The following is an 18,285-nucleotide window of genomic DNA, read 5'->3' on the forward strand; positions in this document are numbered from 1 at the left end:
AAAGAGGTAAGAATCATCAGAAGATAACATTCCGCTAATACCATATAGAATATGGATATAGTAGCTTTGTTCCTGAAAACTTATACCAACTTTCATGACTTCATCTCTACAGCGAGCTTTCTACGCTTGGCTCGGGCTACTCATGCTTTGCATGACGCCAACATGGGTAAGGGCACAAGCGCCTACCGATCTTTTCTTCTCCGAATACATTGAGGGAAGCAGCAACAACAAAGCCCTTGAAATTTACAACGGCACCGGCTCTGCCATTAATCTGGCTACTGGTCAATACATCATACAGATGTATTTCAACGGCAGCACTTCAGCCAATACTACTATTACGCTTACTGGCACAATTGCGGCGGGGGGCACGTATGTGGTGGCGCCCACGGCGGCCAACGCCACGATTCTGGCGAAAGCGAATCAGACCACTACCTCTACGTTCTATAATGGTAACGATGCGGTTGTCCTGCGTAAAGGCGGGACAGGAGGTACGGTGGTCGATGCTATCGGACAGATAGGCACTCCTTTTCCGGCGACCGAATGGGGCACGGGACTGACCTCTACAGCTGATAACACCATTCGCCGGAAAGCCGCGTTTTGCAGCGGTGACGTCAACCCAACCGATGTATTCGACCCCAGCGTTGAGTGGGATGGTTTCGCTATCGATACCTTCGACGGACTAGGCACGCACTCGGTCAGTTGCGGTGGTGGCGGCACGCCAACGCTGCCCTCGGTATCCATCGTAGCCACTGATGCCAACGGCGCAGAAGCGGGTGCTGATCCGATCGTCTTCACGCTATCACGATCGGGCAGTACCTCGGCAGACTTAACCGTTAACTATTCGATAGGCGGTTCAGCCACCAACGGCACCGACTTCACTCCGGCGTTGAGCGGTGTGGCAACAATTCCAGCCGGGCAGTCGTCGATCACGATTACACTGACGCCGGTAGACGATTCGGTCATTGACGCCAACGAAACCATTATCCTCACTATCACGGCCAATGCAGCTTACACGATTGGTTCGGCCTCGGCTACGGGCATCATCGCTGACGATGAAATCACGCCAAGCCAGCGTATCCACGATATTCAGGGCGCGGCGCACATCTCACCGCTGCTAGGCCAAACGGTTAACAACGTACCTGGTATCGTAACAGGATTACGTACCAACGGTTTCTACATGCAGGACCCAAACCCCGACACTGACGACCGCACCTCAGAAGGTATTTTCGTATTCACCAGCACAGCTCCATCTGTTGCGGTAGGCACGTCAGTGCTGGTCAGTGGCAGCATTGCTGAGTTCCGCTCGGGTGGCAGCGCAGGCACGAACAACCTGACGGTTACCCAGATTCAGACCCCAACCGTAGTTACGATATCAACAGGGAATGCACTACCAGCGGCAACGCTCCTGGGCAATGGTGGCCGTACGATTCCAAACATGATCATCGAAGACCAGGTCGGAAATGTTGAAACGGGTGGTCTGGCGTTCGATCCGGCCACAGATGGTATCGACTTCTACGAAAGCCTGGAAGCCATGCTGGTGCAGATCAACAACCCGCTGGCGGTTAGTCCAACGGCGCAGTCGGGAGCGGCAGCAGGCGAGCTTTGGGTCGTTGCCGATAACGGTGCCAATGCCACGATCAAATCGTCGCGCGGTGGCGTGATCGTTAGTGCCAATGATTTCAACCCCGAGCGCATTCAGCTCGACGATACGATTCTGAACCCGCCAAGCAACGGTTTCCTGACGCCATCGGTGAACGTTGGCGCCCAATTAGGCACGGCGACGGGCATTGTTAACTGGGTGGCTGATAACTACGAAGTGTTGCTCACGTCGGTACCGACCGTGATCTCAAACGGCTTAACCAAAGAAGTAACCTCGTTGGGAGCCACGGCCAGCCAGCTGACCGTATCGACCTTCAACGTAGAGAATCTGGCTCCGAGCGACCCAGGCAGCAAGTTTACCAACCTGGCCAACCGGATTGTCACTAACCTGAAAACACCGGACATTCTGTTGCTGGAAGAAATTCAGGACAATAACGGCGCTACCAACGATGCCGTGGTGGACGCCAGCGTTACGTTCGGCCTGCTCATCAACGCTATTACCAGCGCCGGTGGTCCTACGTACCAATATCGCCAGATCAACCCGGTCGATGACCAGGATGGTGGTCAGGCGGGTGGCAATATCCGGGTAGGCTTCCTGTTCAACCCAAACCGCGTATCGTTCGTTGATCGTCCCGGTGGTACATCAACAGCCGCCACAACCGTCAATAATGTGAATGGTGCACCGCAGTTGTCGTTCAACCCTGGCCGTGTTGACCCAACCAACCCTGCCTTTGCCAACAACGACGGATCGGGCCCGGCCAGTAACAGCCGCAAGCCGCTGGCAGGTGAGTTTATGTTCAATGGCCAGAAAGTGTTCATTATCGGTAACCACTTCAGCTCTAAAATTCCCGACGATATCCTGTTCGGCGTTAATCAACCCGCCACACTCTTCAGCGAAGCACAACGCCGCGATCAGGCTACGGTTGTCCGTAACTTCGTGCAGAGCATTTTGGCTATCGACCCCAACGCCAATGTAGTTGTGCTGGGTGACCTCAACGACTTCGAGTTCTCGGCGCCGGTTAACATCCTGAAAGGTGCCCCACTCAACGCGCTGATCGAAACGTTACCTGCCAACGAGCGCTACACGTATAATTTCGAAGGCAACTCGCAGACGATCGACCACATTCTGGTGAGTAACAGCCTGCTGGGCAAGCTGGATCAGTACGATGTCGTGCACATCAATGCCGAATTTACCAATCCAGACAGCGATCACGACCCAAGTGTTGCCCGGTTCACCCTGGCTACGCCCCTGGTACTTTCAGCATCGGCTACGCCTTCGCAATTGTTAACCACCGGTACCACAACGTTATCGGCCACGGTCTCGGGCGGTACCACGCCCTACAGCTACACCTTCACCGGACCGGGTACGATTACGCCCAACGGCAACACGGCCACCGTTTCGGGCCTCCCAGCCGGTGTGCAGACGTTCACGATCATCGCAGGCGACGCAACGATGCCGCGTAGCCAGACTGTATCGACCACGGTTAGCGTAACGGTGACGGCGATCCAGCTTCAGGTGCTGCACCGCGACGTTGATAATTACGCTGATAACAACGCCATCCAGCCCGTTTTACAGCTTGTGAATCAAGGTACAACAGCCTTATCGCTGGCCCCGCTGACGTTGCGTTACTACCTGACCTTTGAAAACCTGACCCAGCAACCAAACCTGTCGGTTACATACGCTCAACTGGGTTCTTCAAACGTTCGAGTGCGTTACGTACCGCTGGCTCAACCTCGTCAGGGTGCCTTTGGCTACGTGGAATACAGCTTTACGCAGGGAGCCGGAAGCCTGGCACCGGGTGCTAATTCGGGAGCGATCCAGGGCTATTTTACGAAAGCTGATTACTCAGCGCTGAATGAGCTGGACGATTACTCATACGCCACCGTGCGCGACCAATTGGTTGCCAATCCACGCATTACCGCCTATTACGATGGCGTGCTGGTTGCTGGTCAGGAGCCAGGAACCGTAACGCCTGTGCGTCAGATTCGGGCCCTTACCGAAAGCAAGAATGGCCCGTCGGCCACGCAGATCAGCACGTACCTGCAACTGCAAAACGAGGGTAACCTGCCAGTGAACTACAGCGACCTGAAAATCCGCTATTACTTCACTGCCGATGGATCTCAACCGCTCAACGTCGAACTGGATTACGCAGCGCTCGGCACGTCGAACGTGCGCACGCAGATCGTCCGCCTGAATACGCCATTAGCTAACGCGGATACGTACCTGGAACTGAGCTTTGCTAATCTGGGCCAATTTGCGCCGCTGAGCAACACAGGCCTTATCCGGTATCGCATTAGCAAAACCGATGGTCGCTTCAATCAGGCCAACGATTACTCGTACCAGGAGCGGCCGGAGAACCTGTTTCAGAACAGCCGCGTAGTGGTGTATGTAGGTCAGGAAATTGTGTGGGGTCAGGAACCAGGTGCTAACGGCCGTCGGTCGGTAGAAGCCGAGCCTATGCCCGAATTGACCGTACGCCTGCTGGGTAACCCCGTTCAGGGCGACGCCCAGGTAGAAGTTACCGGCGCAATCGGGCAGCCACTTCACTATGTCCTGACCGACTTGAGCGGCCGCACCATCGTTGAGCATCAGGTTGAGCAGGCGGCGGCGGCAGATCGCCAAACCTTCAAGCTGGGCAACCAGCCAGCGGGTCTGCTGCTGCTCCGCGTAAATACGCCAACGCAGGCCAAGACCGTTAAGGTCATTCGGCACTAGGTTAGTTTGATTGAACAAAAAGGGCCACCGGTTATCCGGTGGCCCTTTTTGTTATGGTATTATGTTGCTTACGCGTGCTGGGTTGCTTTTTTGCTATGGGCCCTTCGACAGGCTCAGGGCCTATAGCAAAAAAGCAACCCAGCACGCGTAAGCAATCCATGTGCAAGCAAAATGATACCTAACCTTAACGAGACAACGTCTATTTCAAACTCCCCATACCACCATCAACGCCGATGATCTGGCCGGTAATCCAGGAAGCCTGATCGCTGAGCAGGTAAGCCGCCATGCTGGCAATATCGGCTGGTGTACCAACCCGATTCAGGGGGTGACGCTTATCAGCTGCTTCCCGTTTTTCGGGTGTGCCCAGCAAGCCTTTTGATTCGGCAAGTGGCGTATCGGTCAGCGAAGGCGCTACCGCGTTGACGCGTATGGCTAACGGAGCAAACTCAGCAGCCAGCGACTTGGTCAATCCCTCAACGGCCGATTTGGCTACCGAAACGGATGAGTGAAGACCCATACCCAGTTTTGCCGCTACTGTACTGAATAGCACAATGCTGGATCCTTTCGGCTTTTTCAACGCAGGTAAGGCCGCATGGATAGCAGAAACAGCGCCTAACACATTGATTTGCAGATCAGCCTGATAATCGGCTGGCTGTAGGCGTTGGAACGGCTTCAAGTTGATAGTCCCCGGTGCATACACCAAGCCGTGAAGCGTGTCGGGCAACTGGTTCAGCGCGTCGATAGCGGGTTCGTTCACATCCCAGTGCATATGGGTCGATGTGATCCCTTCCGGCTGCCGGCGACCGGCTGTGAACAAGGTGGCCCCCTGCTCTTGAAGCGAAAGAGCCAGTGCGTGGCCGATGCCCGAACTGGCTCCGATAATGAGAATATTCTTGCCTTGCATGTAAAGAAAGTTTACAGTTTTCTGTCTACCGTTTTCTGTTGCGATACTACTCAGTAGATACGTGTCTTATCAGCGCATCTTAGCAGCGCAGCAGAAAATGGTAAACAGAAAACTGTAAACTCTGCTACATTGTTGGCTTCATCCCCACATACTTCAGGAACTCCTGACGGGTGGCTTCTTCGTCAAACTTGCCACTATAGGCGGCAGTCAGCGTTGAACTGGCCGTGTCGTTCACGCCGCGGGTCGATACACAGAGGTGAGCCGCATCAATAATGACTGCGACATCTTCCGTTTGCAGCGCCCTTTTCAACTCGTCGGCAATCTGCATCGTCAGGCGCTCCTGAACCTGCGGACGCTTGGCAAAGTGCTGTACAATCCGGTTCAATTTCGATAAGCCGATCACTTTACCGCTTGAGATATAGGCCACGTGCGCTTTCCCGATGATGGGCACGAAATGGTGTTCGCAATACGATTGCACCGTGATGTCGCGCTCAACCAGCATCTGGTTATACTGGTACTTGTTCTCAAACAGTGTAGTACTGGGTTTGTTAGCCGGGTTCAGGCCCTTAAACGTCTCATTGACATACATCTTGGCCACCCGGCGCGGGGTACCTTTCAGGCTGTCGTCGGTCAGATCAAGGCCCAGAATGGTCATTATTTCGCGGAAATGTTCCTCAATCAGATCAATTTTTAAGTCGTCGTCCAGCGCGAACGCATCGTCACGCAGGGGCGTTTCGAGATTCGCACTGGCGTGGTTGTCGCCCATGTCGTCCACCAGTTCATCGGTCAGGCCATGATTGTGCCCGTTTCCGTTCAGGTGAATGCCATTAGTTGACAGGGTATTCAACGAAGTTCCGTTCGGTTTCATAAAGACGAATTTTCAGATCGAGCGTTGGCTCAAGTTGGGTTCTGAGAATGTTGTAGATAGTGATGGCAATGTTCTCGGCCGATGGGTTCAGGTCCCGAAATTCGTCGGTGTCGAGGTTCAAATTTTTGTGATCGAACCGGTCAGTCACATGGATTTTGATCAGATCGCCGAGGTATTTCATGTCAATGACGTACCCCGTTTCGGGATCGATCGGTCCGTTAACCTGCACAATCAAATCGTAATTGTGGCCGTGGAAATGCGGATTGTTACATTTTCCATAGACACGGGCATTCTTTTCATCCGACCAGTTTGGGTTATTTAGCCGGTGAGCTGCGTTGAAGTGTTCTTTGCGGAACACGGCTACGCGAGGGGTATCTGCCCCGTTGGGTTCCGTCATGTGTAGTTCTGAATCAAATCAATGATCCAACCTGTCGTTACAAAGTATGTGTACAACACAGGCAGACCTAAGTGCGTTGGTAATCAGCGAATTAACGCTACGCCCGGAGGAGTGCTATGGTTACTAAACTAACCGTAGAGATCAACGTTTTGTTCAACCTTTAACCGAAAAGATTAAACAAAACAACTGGTCCTTTCCAGCTACTAAACGGAGACTTCACCACGTTTGTTCCCTACCGGGAGGAAGGTTCGTTCCAGCGGATCTGCCTGAACGTACCCGGAAAACATATAAATAAATTACCATATTAAACCATACACTTAGTTTCTGTCAATTTTCAGCGGTTCAAGCCAGCGCTCACGTCAGAATCTTACGATTATTTCCTTACTTACTTTAGTTGTTCTGCGGTACGATTAGCCACCGCTATACTGTTCATCCTAGTAATCTGGCTCCATCCTATTCTGGTCAGGTAGTACCATGCATCCATTTTTTCAAGAACCTTCCGGCCACTCTCAATCTGCTTTATTTCCACAAACATGGCTGGTAACCGACCCTATTGCTTCTGTTATTAGCACAGCATCAACTGGTGTTGCTCTGCTGCAAGCCGTCCGTAACGATGCTGGTCAGATTACTGACTTCACGTATCTGCTCGCCAATTCAATGCAGAAGGCATTAACAGGCCATCCGGAAGAAGATATACTGAGCCAACCGCTGACTGTGCTGGCACCAGACGTAGTACAGTCCGGTATGCTCGAACGGCTTATTCAGGTTGTTGACACAAAGCAGCCTTTGCAATACGTTGAGGAATACCAGCTGGATGGGCTTCGTGGCCGCTATAATCAGGTATACCTTCAGTCAGACGACGGCGTGCTGGTTCTGGCCCAGGATGTAACGCACAATCCGTTATCAGTCCGTGAACAGGCACAGCAAACGGCATTTCTGGCTGCCATTCAGACAAATAGCCCGGTTGCAACCATCCGGTCAATGCTCATTGACCTGATCAGCGGGCAAAGCTACTAGATTCAGCAGATGGTCTCCCGTACACTAACTATCATATGGTATGTTGACCCCCATCATAGCCTGAGTGGTTCTGAACGTAGACCTTTGTTCACGTACAACTGTTACCCGGTTTATGGAGGCAGGCTGATGATAAACGGCGCTAATGAACGATACCAATACGGACCTTACGGGGAACACAAGCCACTCGGCCAGTTTGCTTCGTCAATTGGAACAGGCAAACAGCGAGTTGACCCGGAAGTTGGCCGATTGTACTACTGAGCTACAGCAACTTCGAGGGGCGCTTCGGGAATCAGAGCGCCAATCTGTTCAGGAACGTCACAACGACGCCGAACGTACCCGGTTACTGGCCCGCGAACGGGAGCTACACGACCTGAAATCCAATTTCGTGACGCTGGCTTCGCATGAGTTCAGAACGCCCATGATGACGATCATGTCATCGGCTTCACTGATCGGCAGCTACAATAGCCCGGCTGATGAAGACAAACGTGAACGGCATGTCCTGCGAATCAAATCAGCTATTAACAGCCTGACTCGCATTCTGAACGACTTCATGGCAATTAGTCAGATGGATCAGGCCATCATTAGCAGTCACCCTTATCAGTTCGATCTTATTGACTTCTGCCGGGACGTGATCAACGATACGGTGGCTGTTGCCCGGACTGGTCAGCGGTTTTCGTATACCCATACCACGGGCCCCTCCCAGATCAGTATTGATGGGCAACTGCTGAAAAATATCCTGCTCAATCTGCTGACCAACGCCAGCAAGTATTCCAGCGATGATATGGACATTCAGCTTACCAGCGCGGTACTTGACAACCAGTTGATCATTGCCGTTCAGGATCACGGCATCGGCATCCCGGATGTCGACAAGGATAAGTTATTCACCAATTTCTTTCGGGCCCGAAACGCCATTCATATTCAGGGCACAGGCCTTGGCCTTTACCTCGTTAAGCGGTACGTCGATCTGCTGGAAGGCAGTATACAATTTACCAGTCAACAGAATGAAGGCACCGTGTTCACAGTCCGTTTACCTTTATCGACCGAAGCGGTATGAAAACGATTCTGGTCATTGAAGACAACCGGGAGGTACGCGAAAACATCGCCGAGATTCTTACCCTTGCCCAGTATCGGGTTGTGCAGGCCGCTGATGGGAAACAGGGAGTTGAACTTGCCCGCACTGTGGTGCCAAACCTGATCCTCTGCGACATCATGATGCCCGAGCTCGACGGCTACGGCGTTCTGCATATCATCAGTAAAGACCCTACTACGGCCACAATTCCGTTTATCTTTCTGACCGCCAAAGCCAACGTAACCGACTTCCGCTCGGGTATGGACCTGGGGGCTGATGATTACCTGACCAAGCCGTTCGATGATATAGCCCTGCTGAATGCGGTGGAGTTGCGTCTTCGCAAAGGCGAACAAACCAGGCTACAGCAACACGTCGACGGGCTGGCGATTTTATTGGGCTCCGTTAGAGAACCCACTAGCGAACAGCCCTCCACCGCCGACACGTACCCATCTGTTCACTACAGGAAAAAGCAGGTGCTCTACGCTGAAGGTAATTTTCCGTCGGCTATTTATTTCATTCGAAAAGGGCAGGTGAAGCGGTTCCAGACCTATGGCAGCGGCAATCAGTACATTACCGCCCTGGCGGGACCGGGCGATTTTGTGGGGTATCTGGCCCTGCTTCAACAGAAAGCGCATAACGAATCGGCCGAAATGCTGGACGATGCCGAACTGGTAGCCGTTCCCAAATCGGACTTTTTCAACCTGATCGATCATAATCCCGATGTGGCCAACTATTTCATCAGGCTGTTGGCCGATGACGTGGTTGAACGGGAAAAACGATTGATCAAGCTCGCTTACCAATCTGTCCGCCAACGGGTTGCCGAAGCTTTACTAATGGTTCAGCACAAGCTCTACCCACTGGATGCTACCTTAACCAATGGCCGATTGCCGGCCATGAGTCTATCGCGCGAGACCTGGTCCGATCTGGTCGGGGCATCAACCGAAACCGTTATCCGAACCCTGAGCGACCTGCGAACCGAAGGACTGATCGACCTATCGGGGGGGCAGATCACGCTGCTCAATATGGAGAAGCTGGCCCGACTCAGGCGTTGAGGCCTGCTTATCATCAGTATGCTCCATGATAACCATCACTTGCCTGTTTGATGGCTATCTGCGTTCATACCCGTTCCATCATAAGCCCGGCCTACCCGATTTACCAACTTTGTACGATGGTAAACACAATGAACAAGGGGGCAGTGAGTCTCAAATTTATCCCGCTTAATCGAACCGAATTTTTTGCCACCGTTCGTCGCCGCGTCGATCTGTATTTCAGTGAGCGACAACTATCGACCCACGCCAACGGAGCCATGTGGCTAAAGGCCGTTTTTTTTCTGGGCACCTACGCCGGGCTGTACGGTCTAATTTTATCGAACCAGTTTAGCGGATGGGCCACGCTCGGGCTCGCTACGTTGTTGGGCCTCTTTGCGGCCTTTATCGGCTTCAACGTGTCGCACGACGCACTGCATGACGCTTTTTCGGCCGAGAGTCGCGTCAATCGAATGCTTGGCCGTAGTTTCTGCCTGGTTGGTGCCAGTCCGTATATGTGGCGGATCATGCACAACGTGGTGCACCATACGTACACCAATATTCCGGGGCATGATGAAGATATTGACGTAGCGCCCGGCTTAATCCGCCTCGACACCAGTGAACCCTATAAACCCTGGCAGCGGTTTCAGCACCTCTACGCCTTCCCGCTCTATGGGTTGGCTTCGCTTTCGTGGGTGTTCCGTAAAGACTATATCAAATTTTTTAAAAAGAAAATCGGGCAACACAACAACGCAAATCATCCCCGCCGGGAGTACGTCAATCTATTTCTCTACAAAGCGGCCTACTACGTGGCGTTTCTCGTGTTGCCTCTACTCGTTCTTGATTTTAGCTGGTGGCAGATCATACTCGGGTTTGTGGTGATGCACGTGGCAGAAGGCCTGATGATCGGTTTGATCTTTCAATTGGCACACGTAGTTGAAGGCACCTCTTTTCCAGTGCCCGGCCAGTTGGGGGCCATTGAGGAAGCATGGGCAGTGCATCAGATGCAGACGACGGCCAATTTTGCGCCCAAAAGCAGGATCGCAACTTTTTTCTGCGGTGGCCTGAACCGGCAGATCGAACACCATTTGTTCCCTAAAATCTGCCATATCCATTACCCGGCCATCTCGGTCATCGTAAAACAGACGGCTCACGAGTTTAAGCTTCCCTATCTGGAGAACCCCACATTCTTCTCGGCGCTCGGTTCTCATTATCGCATGCTTAAAAAGATGGGCCAGGCAGAGCTCCAGTCTGTGTAGCAGTCAACGTACCTATTCCATGTAAATCATTGGCGGAACATCGTCAGGATTGCTTCGCGCTTATGGCCCTTCGCCCAGGCGTCTGTGACAGGCTCCGGACCTGGCACCAAAGCAATCATCCAGTCTACCAATTACCCAGTCAACGAAACAACCAATTTCCTCATGGCCACTCAACAGGATCTGGATTTCACCTACTCCACTATTGACCGCATTTTTCGCCTGAGCGTTGGGGAAACCGGCGATTACAGCGGAGCCATGTACAACGGCGACTTTTCACTTTCGCTGGAAGAAGCGCAGACGCAGAAACATGCGTTTATTGCTGATAGCCTTCGCATTGGTCCAGGTACGTCGGTGTTGGATATGGGCTGCGGGTGGGGGCCGTTTTTGACGTACATCAAGGGCAAAGGTGCCATTGCCCGGGGCGTAACGCTATCAACGGGGCAGGCGCAGGCTTGTAAGCAGAATGGCCTGACGGTCGATGTGAAAGACTGCCGCACCATCTCTCCTGCCGACTTCGGCACGTTCGACGCGGTCAGCTGCATTGGTGGGCTGGAACATTTCTGCTCAATCGAACAATGGCAGGCTGGCCAGCAGGATGCTGTTTATGCCGATTTTTTTCAAAAGCTACATCAGCTTTTGCCCGTTGGCGGCCGCTTTTATATGCAGACGATGGTCTTTGGCAACAACATGCCTCTTTTCGAATCAGTTAGTCTGGATGCCGACAAAGATTCGGATGCGTACTACCTGGCACTGATGATCGCTCAGTTTCCCGGTTCCTGGCTACCCTACGGGCCGGAACAAGTTATCCGGAATGCGGAACCACAATTTAAATTGATTTCCCAAAGCAGCGGCCGCCTCGATTACATCGAAACGATCGGTCAATGGCGAAAACGGTTCAGACAGTTCAAGCTGGAGAAATACGCGCTTTACGCCTCGTTGCTCCCTCGTTTACTAACTAACCCGTCGTTCAGAGGGCTAATTGATGTGTTCCGCAAAAGCCCCAACCGCGTCTGTTTCGAGCGGGAAATTATGGATCACTACCGGCTGGTCTTCGAGAAAGTATAAGAAGTTGAGCGGTTCGACTAACCGTGTAGTTCAATTACCTGACCATCCTGGCACCGCAGGGTGCGTCCCGGAAATTTGTGAATCAGGTCATAGTTGTGGGTCGCCATTAATATGGCGGTACCGGCATTGTTGATCTGCTTGAAAACCCCCATGATCTGGTCAGCTACGCCGGGGTCAAGGTTACCCGTGGGCTCATCGGCGATCAGGATCAGTGGCTCATTGAGCATCGCGCGGGCAATAACGATTCGTTGCTGCTCGCCACCAGATAGTTGATGAGGCATCCGTTTCTGGTGTGTACCCATGCCTACCTGCATCAGCACCTCCGATATGCGGTTGCTCATCTTTGCTTTGTCTGTCCAGCCCGTAGCGCGAAGTACGAACTTCAGGTTTTCCTCTACATTCCGGTCGAAAAACAGCTGAAAGTCCTGGAAGACAATACCAACCTTACGGCGCAGAAATGGTACATCACCGGGTTTTAGTTTTTCCAGCGCAAAGCCTGCTACTTTTCCCCGACCCTGCTGAAGCCACAAATCGGCATACATCGTTTTGAGGAGCGATGATTTGCCGCTGCCCGTCCGGCCGATGAGGTAGACAAACTCGCCTTTGAAGATATCAAACGAGACGTCGCCCAGCACGAGCTTTGTGTCCTGATAAATATCAGCCTCGTACAGCGAAAGAACGGGATCGGAGTTGAACATAGTAGAAGAGAGTTAAGAGTGTAGAGTTAAGAATTAAGGGTTGCTTTGCTCGCTACCTACGAAGTAAATAAGCGAAGCAACTCTTAATTCTTAACTCTACACTCTTAACTTTTTATTTCGCCGTTCCCGCTTTTTTGTGGTCGGCGAGGAATTTGGCCAGGCCGATATCAGTCAACGGGTGGTTCAGGAGGGCGGTCATCACGCTTAATGGACCGGTCATTACATCGGCTCCGATTTCAGCGCACTGAATCACGTGCATTGGGTGACGGATCGAAGCGGCCAGCACTTCCGTTGTGTAACCGTAGTTCCGGTAGATCGTCACGATCTGCTCGATCAATTCAATGCCATCGGTTGAAATATCGTCGAGGCGACCAACAAATGGCGACACGTACGATGCACCGGCTTTGGCGGCTAGCAGTGCTTGGCCGGCCGAGAAGATCAGCGTACAGTTGGTACGAATGCCTTTTTCCGAGAAGTATTTCAAGGCTTTTACACCATCGCGGGTCATTGGAATCTTTACAACGATGTTCTCATCGAGTTCGGCCAGTTCCTCGCCTTCGCTTACCATTTCATCAAACGTAGTGCCGATTACTTCAGCGCTAACGTCGCCCTCTACAATTTCGCAGATCTGCTTGTAGTGGCGCATCACGTTGTCTTTACCGGTGATGCCTTCTTTGGCCATTAGCGAAGGGTTGGTGGTCACCCCATCCAGGATGCCCATGTCCTGTGCTTCACGAATGTCGGCGAGGTTGGCGGTATCAATGAAAAATTTCATGTGTGTAGTATATATAGAGTTATATCGTCCGGCAAAAATAAGTCAGTTTAGCAGTATCTAACTGCAGTATTCTGACAGATTACTTGGTTTATGCGACCTGGAAATGGGCCGTGTGTTAAGCAATAATGTGCGTTCCGTTCTCGATCCGGCACGTATGAATCAGGGTTTGCTTCCCTGTTCGTTCAAGGTATTTTTTCTGAACAACCGCCTCAAAATCAGCCAGGGCTTCTTCGCGCACCAGATTGATCGTGCATCCGCCAAAACCACCGCCCATCATGCGTGACCCCAAAACGCCGGGATGAGCCCGGGCAATGTCTTCCAGCACATCAAGTTCAGGGCAACTCACTTCATACCACTTGCTAAGCCCTTCGTGCGATTCGTACATCCGCTGCCCGAATGCGTCGATGTTGCCGGCTTCCAGGTCAGCTACGCCACTGAGCAGGCGTTGATTTTCGAGCACTACGTAGGCACACCGCTTGTATAGCAGCGGTTCCTGATCGCGTACGTGCTTGTTGAGCATATCCAGCGTTACGTCGCGCAGGGAACGTACCTGATCGCCATAAACCGCTCGGATAATGGCCACGCCTGCTTCGCATTCGGCCCGCCGCGTATTGTATTCCGACGCCGCCAGTGAATGCTTCACCCGCGAGTCGCAGAGTACAATTCGGTAACCATCCATGGCCAGTGGAGCATATTCATAGTCGAGCGACCGGCAATCGAGTTTTATGACATGACCGTGTTTGCCCATCATCGACGCAAACTGATCCATGATGCCGCACTGCACGCCCACAAACTGATTCTCGGCGCGTTGCGACAGTAGGGCCATCGGCACCCGTTCCATACCCAGCCTGTAGAGGTGATTCAGGGCTACAGCTACCCCATTCTCCAGCGCTGCCGATGATGACAGGCCCGAGCCGATGGGGATGGTACCGCCGAAAACAACGTTCAATCCGCCCGGAAGAGCGGTCTCTTTCTGCACCTGGTCAACAACACCCAGCAGGTAATTCGCCCAGCCCTTCGAACTACGCTTGATAGCGGTCAGGCTGCCCTGAAAGGTGCTGTTCAGATCGGCAGAAACGAAATGCAGTTTTTGATCAGTGCGGGGCCCAACAGCCAGGAAAATTGCCTTATCAATGGCAGCTGGCAGTACGAAGCCTTCGTTATAGTCGGTATGTTCTCCGATTAGATTAACGCGACCGGGCGATTGGATGAGCGTAGGCGTTTCGCCGAACGTACCTCTGAAGGTCGAGGTGAGGGTGTCGAGAACCTGCATGGTTGAGGAAAGGGCAAAAAAAAAGGCAAATCGAATGTCTCACCGCTACGACCACCTACCCTTGCTTCCGTCAGGACCTGGGGGATTCAGCAGGAGCTGGTAGCACCGATTTGCCGGTACAAACGTAGGGCTTTATTACGGATTTGTAAAGGGCCAATGGCTAATTTCGCCAAGATAGTACCCGCAAACAGCGTAGAGGCAGTGAGATCCAAGCGGTTAGGCCTACTCAAAAGTTGGCAAGTCTATCCTACGGGCCAAGCCAACCTGGTTACAATCTTGGTACGAAACGATATCCGGGGTTTAGTACCAGCCTTTTTGTCGTCCCGACCGGTCCGCCGGTGCGGTCGGGATGACAAAAAGAGCTTAGTTGTTGTGAGCAACAGTTTCACTTCCGTCCAAAATCGGCGGGGTTTTCACCCCACTCGGTGGTTTCCCACTTCAGGATCTGATTGGCAAAGCGATGCGTTTTCAGCCAGGTTTCGGCTCGTTCGAGTAGGTCGAACAGCTCGGCGTTGCGGGGCGTAGGGTCTAGTTTGGTGTTGGCCTTTTGCTTCTTTACCCAACTGATGGCCGTGCGCGAATCGGAGTAGATGGGCAGGTTACTCTTGCGCTGATCGAGCAACGCAAGCGCATGCACGATGGCCAGAAATTCACCGATGTTGTTGGTCCCATCGTGGTACGGTCCCCGGTGAAAGATTTTCTCCCGAGTGGGCAGGTAAATACCCTGATACTCCATATCGCCGGTGGCTGTGTTCCAGGCGGCATCAACCACCACACTGTCTTCAATAGGCGGCCGATGAAGGTCTGACAGCTTCATCTGCGGAGCCGTTTTCGGCTTGTTACCAACGTACCTGCGCGGGTTGTCGGTGTAGGCCTTCATCGCTTCGGTCTTGCTATCGAACGACTTGAACAGGGCTTTATCGAAGCCGTCTACCTGCTTTTTGCACGTTTCCCAACTATCAAAAACGCCCGTTTCACGACCTTGCCAGACAACGTAATATTTCGCTTTCTTCTTTGCCATACGCTCCGCCCCTACCGACCCGAAATCTGCTCGGCCAGCAAGGCAATCCCTTCACTGAAACTGCGCGGATCATAGCCCAGTTCGGTGCGCGCTTTGTCGATAATGAAGCCGGTACGGGGTGGCCTGCGGGCGGTTTGTGTAAACGTAGCCGCCGTTGCTTCGGTGATCAGTGATTTATCAAGGCCAAAATAATCGGCGGTCTGAATCGCCATTTCATGCGGTGTCAATACTTCTTTGCCCGAAATATTAAAAATACCGGTTGCCCGCTTCTGCGCTATCAGCGCACAACCGGCGGCCAGATCTTCCGCCAGCGTTGGGCTACGAAACTGATCCGTTACAACCTTGATCGTCTTGCCGTCTTCCAGCGATTTTTTCACCCAGAGAATGATGTTGCTCCGGCTCATGTCGTGCGCAATGCCATAAACCAGCACCGTGCGGGCTATAGCCCAATTAAGGCCAGAGTTGATCACTACTTTTTCGGCAGCATATTTACTCCAGCCGTAGAAACTGATTGGGTTACCCTCTGCCTCCTCCGTGTAGGGTCCGGCTGCGCCGTCGAATATAAAATCGGTCGAAACATGGCAGAGGAATGCGTTAACTGCCCGGCAGGCTTCAACGATGTATTCAACGGCTGTCACGTTTTGTGCCCAGCAACCGTCTTTGTCCAGCTCGCATTTATCTACGTCGGTCATGGCGGCACCGTGAATCACCGCATCAGGACGTACCTGGGTAATCACATCCAGCACCTGCTGACGATCAGTAATATCCATGGCCAGGTACGTATACCCATCAGCAACAGGCAGTCGGTTAGCCCCACGGGCGGTGGCAGTTAACTTAACGCTAGGCTGATTGGCCAGCAAGCCAACTAATTTCTGACCTAACAGTCCGTTGGCACCTGTAATTAGAATGTTCATAGAGACTTATGCACTAGCCGCACAATACCTTGCTCCGCTACGCTTTATACTCGTATCCGTATTTTTTAGTAATTTTTTTCTTCTTGACCCACTCCCCTTTCATCTTCATTCGAATGTCTTTAAGAGGGCGATCTTTCGAATTTCGTGGTTGTCTGGCAATGCTGTCAATCACGGCTAAGCCGTCAATGACCTGGCCAAAAACCGTGTAGTTCCCATCTAAATGGGGTGTTCCACCAATGGTCTTATATACCTGTTTCTGCTCGTCGGTAAAAATGCGGGTCGCTCCTCGGGCGCGGGCGCGGTCAATCTGCTTCTGTAGGTCTTCATCGTTCCAGACTTTCCCCTGAACAATGTAAAACTGTACGGCACTCGATGCTTTATCGGGCCGGTCGTCGCGGGCGGCTCCCAGCGCGCCCCGTTTGTGGAACAGAGTGGGAATGAGTTCAGCAGGTACCAGATATCCGATATCACCGTTGCCAAGTGATTGACCAGCCACAGCCGTACGCGAATCGGGATCCCCACCCTGAATCATGAATTTCTCGATAATCCGGTGAAAGAGCAGGCCATCGTAATACGAACTGTCGACAAGGCGGATGAAATTGGCCTTGTGCCTCGGCGTTTCATCGTGTAGAACGAGGCGCATCACTCCAAAATCAGTGGTGAGTGAGACGAGGTAATCTTTCTTCTTTCTGTTTTGCGCAACGCCGAGGAGTGGCAACAACAGCAACAATAGCAGGATTTTTCTCACAGATTTACCCGGTTAGTAAAGGCGTCTTTCAGCCGCTGATCATGGGTGACAACAATCAGACTGGCCCCAATCTGCTGCGACTGTTCGTGCAGCAGGGCAATTACCCGATTGGCGTTCTCATCGTCGAGGCTGGAGGTGGGCTCGTCGGCCAGAATCACGGCGGGCTGGTTCATCATAGCACGGGCAATACTCACACGCTGCTGCTCACCCTGACTCATCTCGTTGGTCTTCTTGCCCAGATGTTCTGAAAACCCCAGTTGCGAAGCTAACTGGCGGGCACGGTCTTTAGCCTCTGCTTTATTAGCCAGGTAATTGGCCAGTAGCAGATTATCCATTACTGATAATGAACTGACAAAGTGAGGTTTCTGGTACACGATCCCCACATTGGCCGCCCGAAATGCTGCTGTTTGGGCAGGCGAGAGTGTGGTCAGATCCGTCTTATTAATAACCACCGACCCGGACTCAGGCGTAAGCAGTAACGCCAGCAGATGCAGAAACGTGGTTTTACCTGTTCCCGACTGACCAAGAATCAATAGTGCATCGCTGTCTGGACAGCTAACGTCAGGAAACGTAAAGGACTTGGTAGGCGAATACGAAAAAGTCAATCGCTGGGTCGTGAGCATAAAAAGCCATCAGGTACGTTCCACAAAAGTAGAGAGGGGCGAATGAAAATGCACCGTACCAACCAAATTATGCCGTTCGTAGCCCATCAATTGCGGCTGCCGACCAGTTGTTCGGCCCAGATAAAACTAGCCAGAAAGTCTTGGCACAACGTACCTGCCGGTGTTGCCCGATCGGTAACCGCTGGCTCCGTCTGGCAGGAACGTACCCAGCGCATCAGGGCGCAATGCGCAGCGAAGCCGTTGCGGTAGTGTATCGAACCCGGGCCGCGTTGCCCACCGTTACACTTTTTGCGTTGGCAGTAGTGACAGGGATC

At 52.6% G+C, this 18,285-nt stretch carries 17 protein-coding genes; 7 read left to right on the forward strand and 10 right to left on the reverse strand.

Annotated elements, in window-relative coordinates; all coding sequences use genetic code 11:
- Nucleotides 1-94 precede the first annotated feature (94 nt).
- Nucleotides 95-4,315, forward strand: coding sequence for a cellulose binding domain-containing protein (locus tag J2I46_RS04455; RefSeq protein ID WP_207327718.1), 4,221 nt, complete (start codon nucleotides 95-97; stop codon nucleotides 4,313-4,315).
- Between the two features lie 199 nt (nucleotides 4,316-4,514).
- On the opposite strand, the gene J2I46_RS04460 is transcribed toward J2I46_RS04455, so the two are convergent.
- The 3 genes from J2I46_RS04460 to J2I46_RS04470 all read right to left on the reverse strand — a co-directional run bounded on the left by J2I46_RS04460 (nucleotide 4,515) and on the right by J2I46_RS04470 (nucleotide 6,484).
- Nucleotides 4,515-5,219: an SDR family NAD(P)-dependent oxidoreductase gene (locus J2I46_RS04460; protein ID WP_207327719.1), complete on the reverse strand. Its 705-nt coding sequence runs from the start codon at nucleotides 5,217-5,219 to the stop codon at nucleotides 4,515-4,517.
- Between the two features lie 124 nt (nucleotides 5,220-5,343).
- A complete protein-coding gene (gene folE / locus J2I46_RS04465) occupies nucleotides 5,344-6,087 on the reverse strand; it encodes a GTP cyclohydrolase I FolE (RefSeq protein WP_207327720.1) in 744 nt (247 codons plus the stop codon).
- Nucleotides 6,047-6,484 carry a 6-pyruvoyl trahydropterin synthase family protein gene (locus tag J2I46_RS04470; RefSeq protein WP_207327721.1) on the reverse strand — a complete coding sequence of 146 codons (438 nt, stop codon included), beginning with the start codon at nucleotides 6,482-6,484 and terminating at the stop codon, nucleotides 6,047-6,049. Before J2I46_RS04470 ends, folE begins: the two co-directional genes overlap by 41 nt.
- Before the next feature lie 474 nt (nucleotides 6,485-6,958).
- On the opposite strand from J2I46_RS04470, the gene J2I46_RS04475 reads away from it, so the two are divergent.
- From J2I46_RS04475 to J2I46_RS04495, 5 genes are all read left to right on the forward strand, one after another.
- Nucleotides 6,959-7,501, forward strand: a complete 543-nt coding sequence (locus tag J2I46_RS04475; protein WP_207327722.1) for a nitrogen regulation protein NR(II) — start codon at nucleotides 6,959-6,961, stop codon at nucleotides 7,499-7,501.
- Nucleotides 7,502-7,643: 142 nt separating this feature from the next.
- Nucleotides 7,644-8,555 (forward strand): sensor histidine kinase, encoded by a 912-nt coding sequence (locus tag J2I46_RS04480; RefSeq protein WP_207327723.1) that lies wholly within the window; start codon nucleotides 7,644-7,646, stop codon nucleotides 8,553-8,555.
- On the forward strand, nucleotides 8,552-9,622 hold the full coding sequence (locus tag J2I46_RS04485; RefSeq protein ID WP_207327724.1) for a response regulator: 1,071 nt from the start codon (nucleotides 8,552-8,554) through the stop codon (nucleotides 9,620-9,622). The genes J2I46_RS04480 and J2I46_RS04485 overlap by 4 nt, the downstream gene beginning before the upstream one ends.
- A gap of 116 nt (nucleotides 9,623-9,738) precedes the next feature.
- Entirely contained in the window at nucleotides 9,739-10,854 is a 1,116-nt protein-coding gene (locus tag J2I46_RS04490) for a fatty acid desaturase family protein (RefSeq protein ID WP_229379494.1), read from the forward strand.
- A gap of 162 nt (nucleotides 10,855-11,016) precedes the next feature.
- Nucleotides 11,017-11,919, forward strand: a complete 903-nt coding sequence (locus tag J2I46_RS04495) for an SAM-dependent methyltransferase (protein WP_207327725.1) — start codon at nucleotides 11,017-11,019, stop codon at nucleotides 11,917-11,919.
- Nucleotides 11,920-11,936: 17 nt separating this feature from the next.
- Here the strand turns inward: J2I46_RS04495 and J2I46_RS04500 are convergent, their stop codons facing one another.
- The 7 genes from J2I46_RS04500 to J2I46_RS04530 all read right to left on the reverse strand — a co-directional run bounded on the left by J2I46_RS04500 (nucleotide 11,937) and on the right by J2I46_RS04530 (nucleotide 17,971).
- A complete protein-coding gene (locus J2I46_RS04500) occupies nucleotides 11,937-12,617 on the reverse strand; it encodes a cell division ATP-binding protein FtsE (protein ID WP_207327726.1) in 681 nt (226 codons plus the stop codon).
- A 112-nt stretch (nucleotides 12,618-12,729) separates the two neighbouring features.
- Nucleotides 12,730-13,392, reverse strand: coding sequence for a fructose-6-phosphate aldolase (gene fsa / locus J2I46_RS04505; protein ID WP_207327727.1), 663 nt, complete (start codon nucleotides 13,390-13,392; stop codon nucleotides 12,730-12,732).
- A 115-nt stretch (nucleotides 13,393-13,507) separates the two neighbouring features.
- Nucleotides 13,508-14,665 (reverse strand): galactokinase, encoded by a 1,158-nt coding sequence (galK, locus tag J2I46_RS04510; RefSeq protein WP_207327728.1) that lies wholly within the window; start codon nucleotides 14,663-14,665, stop codon nucleotides 13,508-13,510.
- 385 nt (nucleotides 14,666-15,050) lie between these two features.
- On the reverse strand, nucleotides 15,051-15,686 hold the full coding sequence (locus J2I46_RS04515; protein ID WP_207327729.1) for a ribonuclease H1 domain-containing protein: 636 nt from the start codon (nucleotides 15,684-15,686) through the stop codon (nucleotides 15,051-15,053).
- An 11-nt stretch (nucleotides 15,687-15,697) separates the two neighbouring features.
- The gene (locus J2I46_RS04520; protein ID WP_207327730.1) at nucleotides 15,698-16,600 is read right to left on the reverse strand and encodes an SDR family oxidoreductase; all 903 of its coding nucleotides are present in this window, start codon (nucleotides 16,598-16,600) and stop codon (nucleotides 15,698-15,700) included.
- A 37-nt stretch (nucleotides 16,601-16,637) separates the two neighbouring features.
- Complete coding sequence (locus J2I46_RS04525; protein WP_207327731.1) at nucleotides 16,638-17,348, reverse strand: peptidylprolyl isomerase; 711 nt, start codon at nucleotides 17,346-17,348, stop codon at nucleotides 16,638-16,640.
- Complete coding sequence (locus J2I46_RS04530; protein WP_207327732.1) at nucleotides 17,345-17,971, reverse strand: ABC transporter ATP-binding protein; 627 nt, start codon at nucleotides 17,969-17,971, stop codon at nucleotides 17,345-17,347. Before J2I46_RS04530 ends, J2I46_RS04525 begins: the two co-directional genes overlap by 4 nt.
- Before the next feature lie 69 nt (nucleotides 17,972-18,040).
- Here J2I46_RS04530 and J2I46_RS04535 point away from each other — a divergent pair, with 69 nt between their 5' ends.
- The gene (locus J2I46_RS04535) at nucleotides 18,041-18,220 is read left to right on the forward strand and encodes a hypothetical protein (RefSeq protein WP_207327733.1); all 180 of its coding nucleotides are present in this window, start codon (nucleotides 18,041-18,043) and stop codon (nucleotides 18,218-18,220) included.
- The last annotated feature ends 65 nt before the right edge of the window (nucleotides 18,221-18,285 follow it).

Origin of the sequence: Fibrella forsythiae, from assembly GCF_017353175.1 — a bacterium.
In the GTDB taxonomy this organism is placed as follows: Bacteria; Bacteroidota; Bacteroidia; order Cytophagales; family Spirosomataceae; genus Fibrella; species Fibrella forsythiae.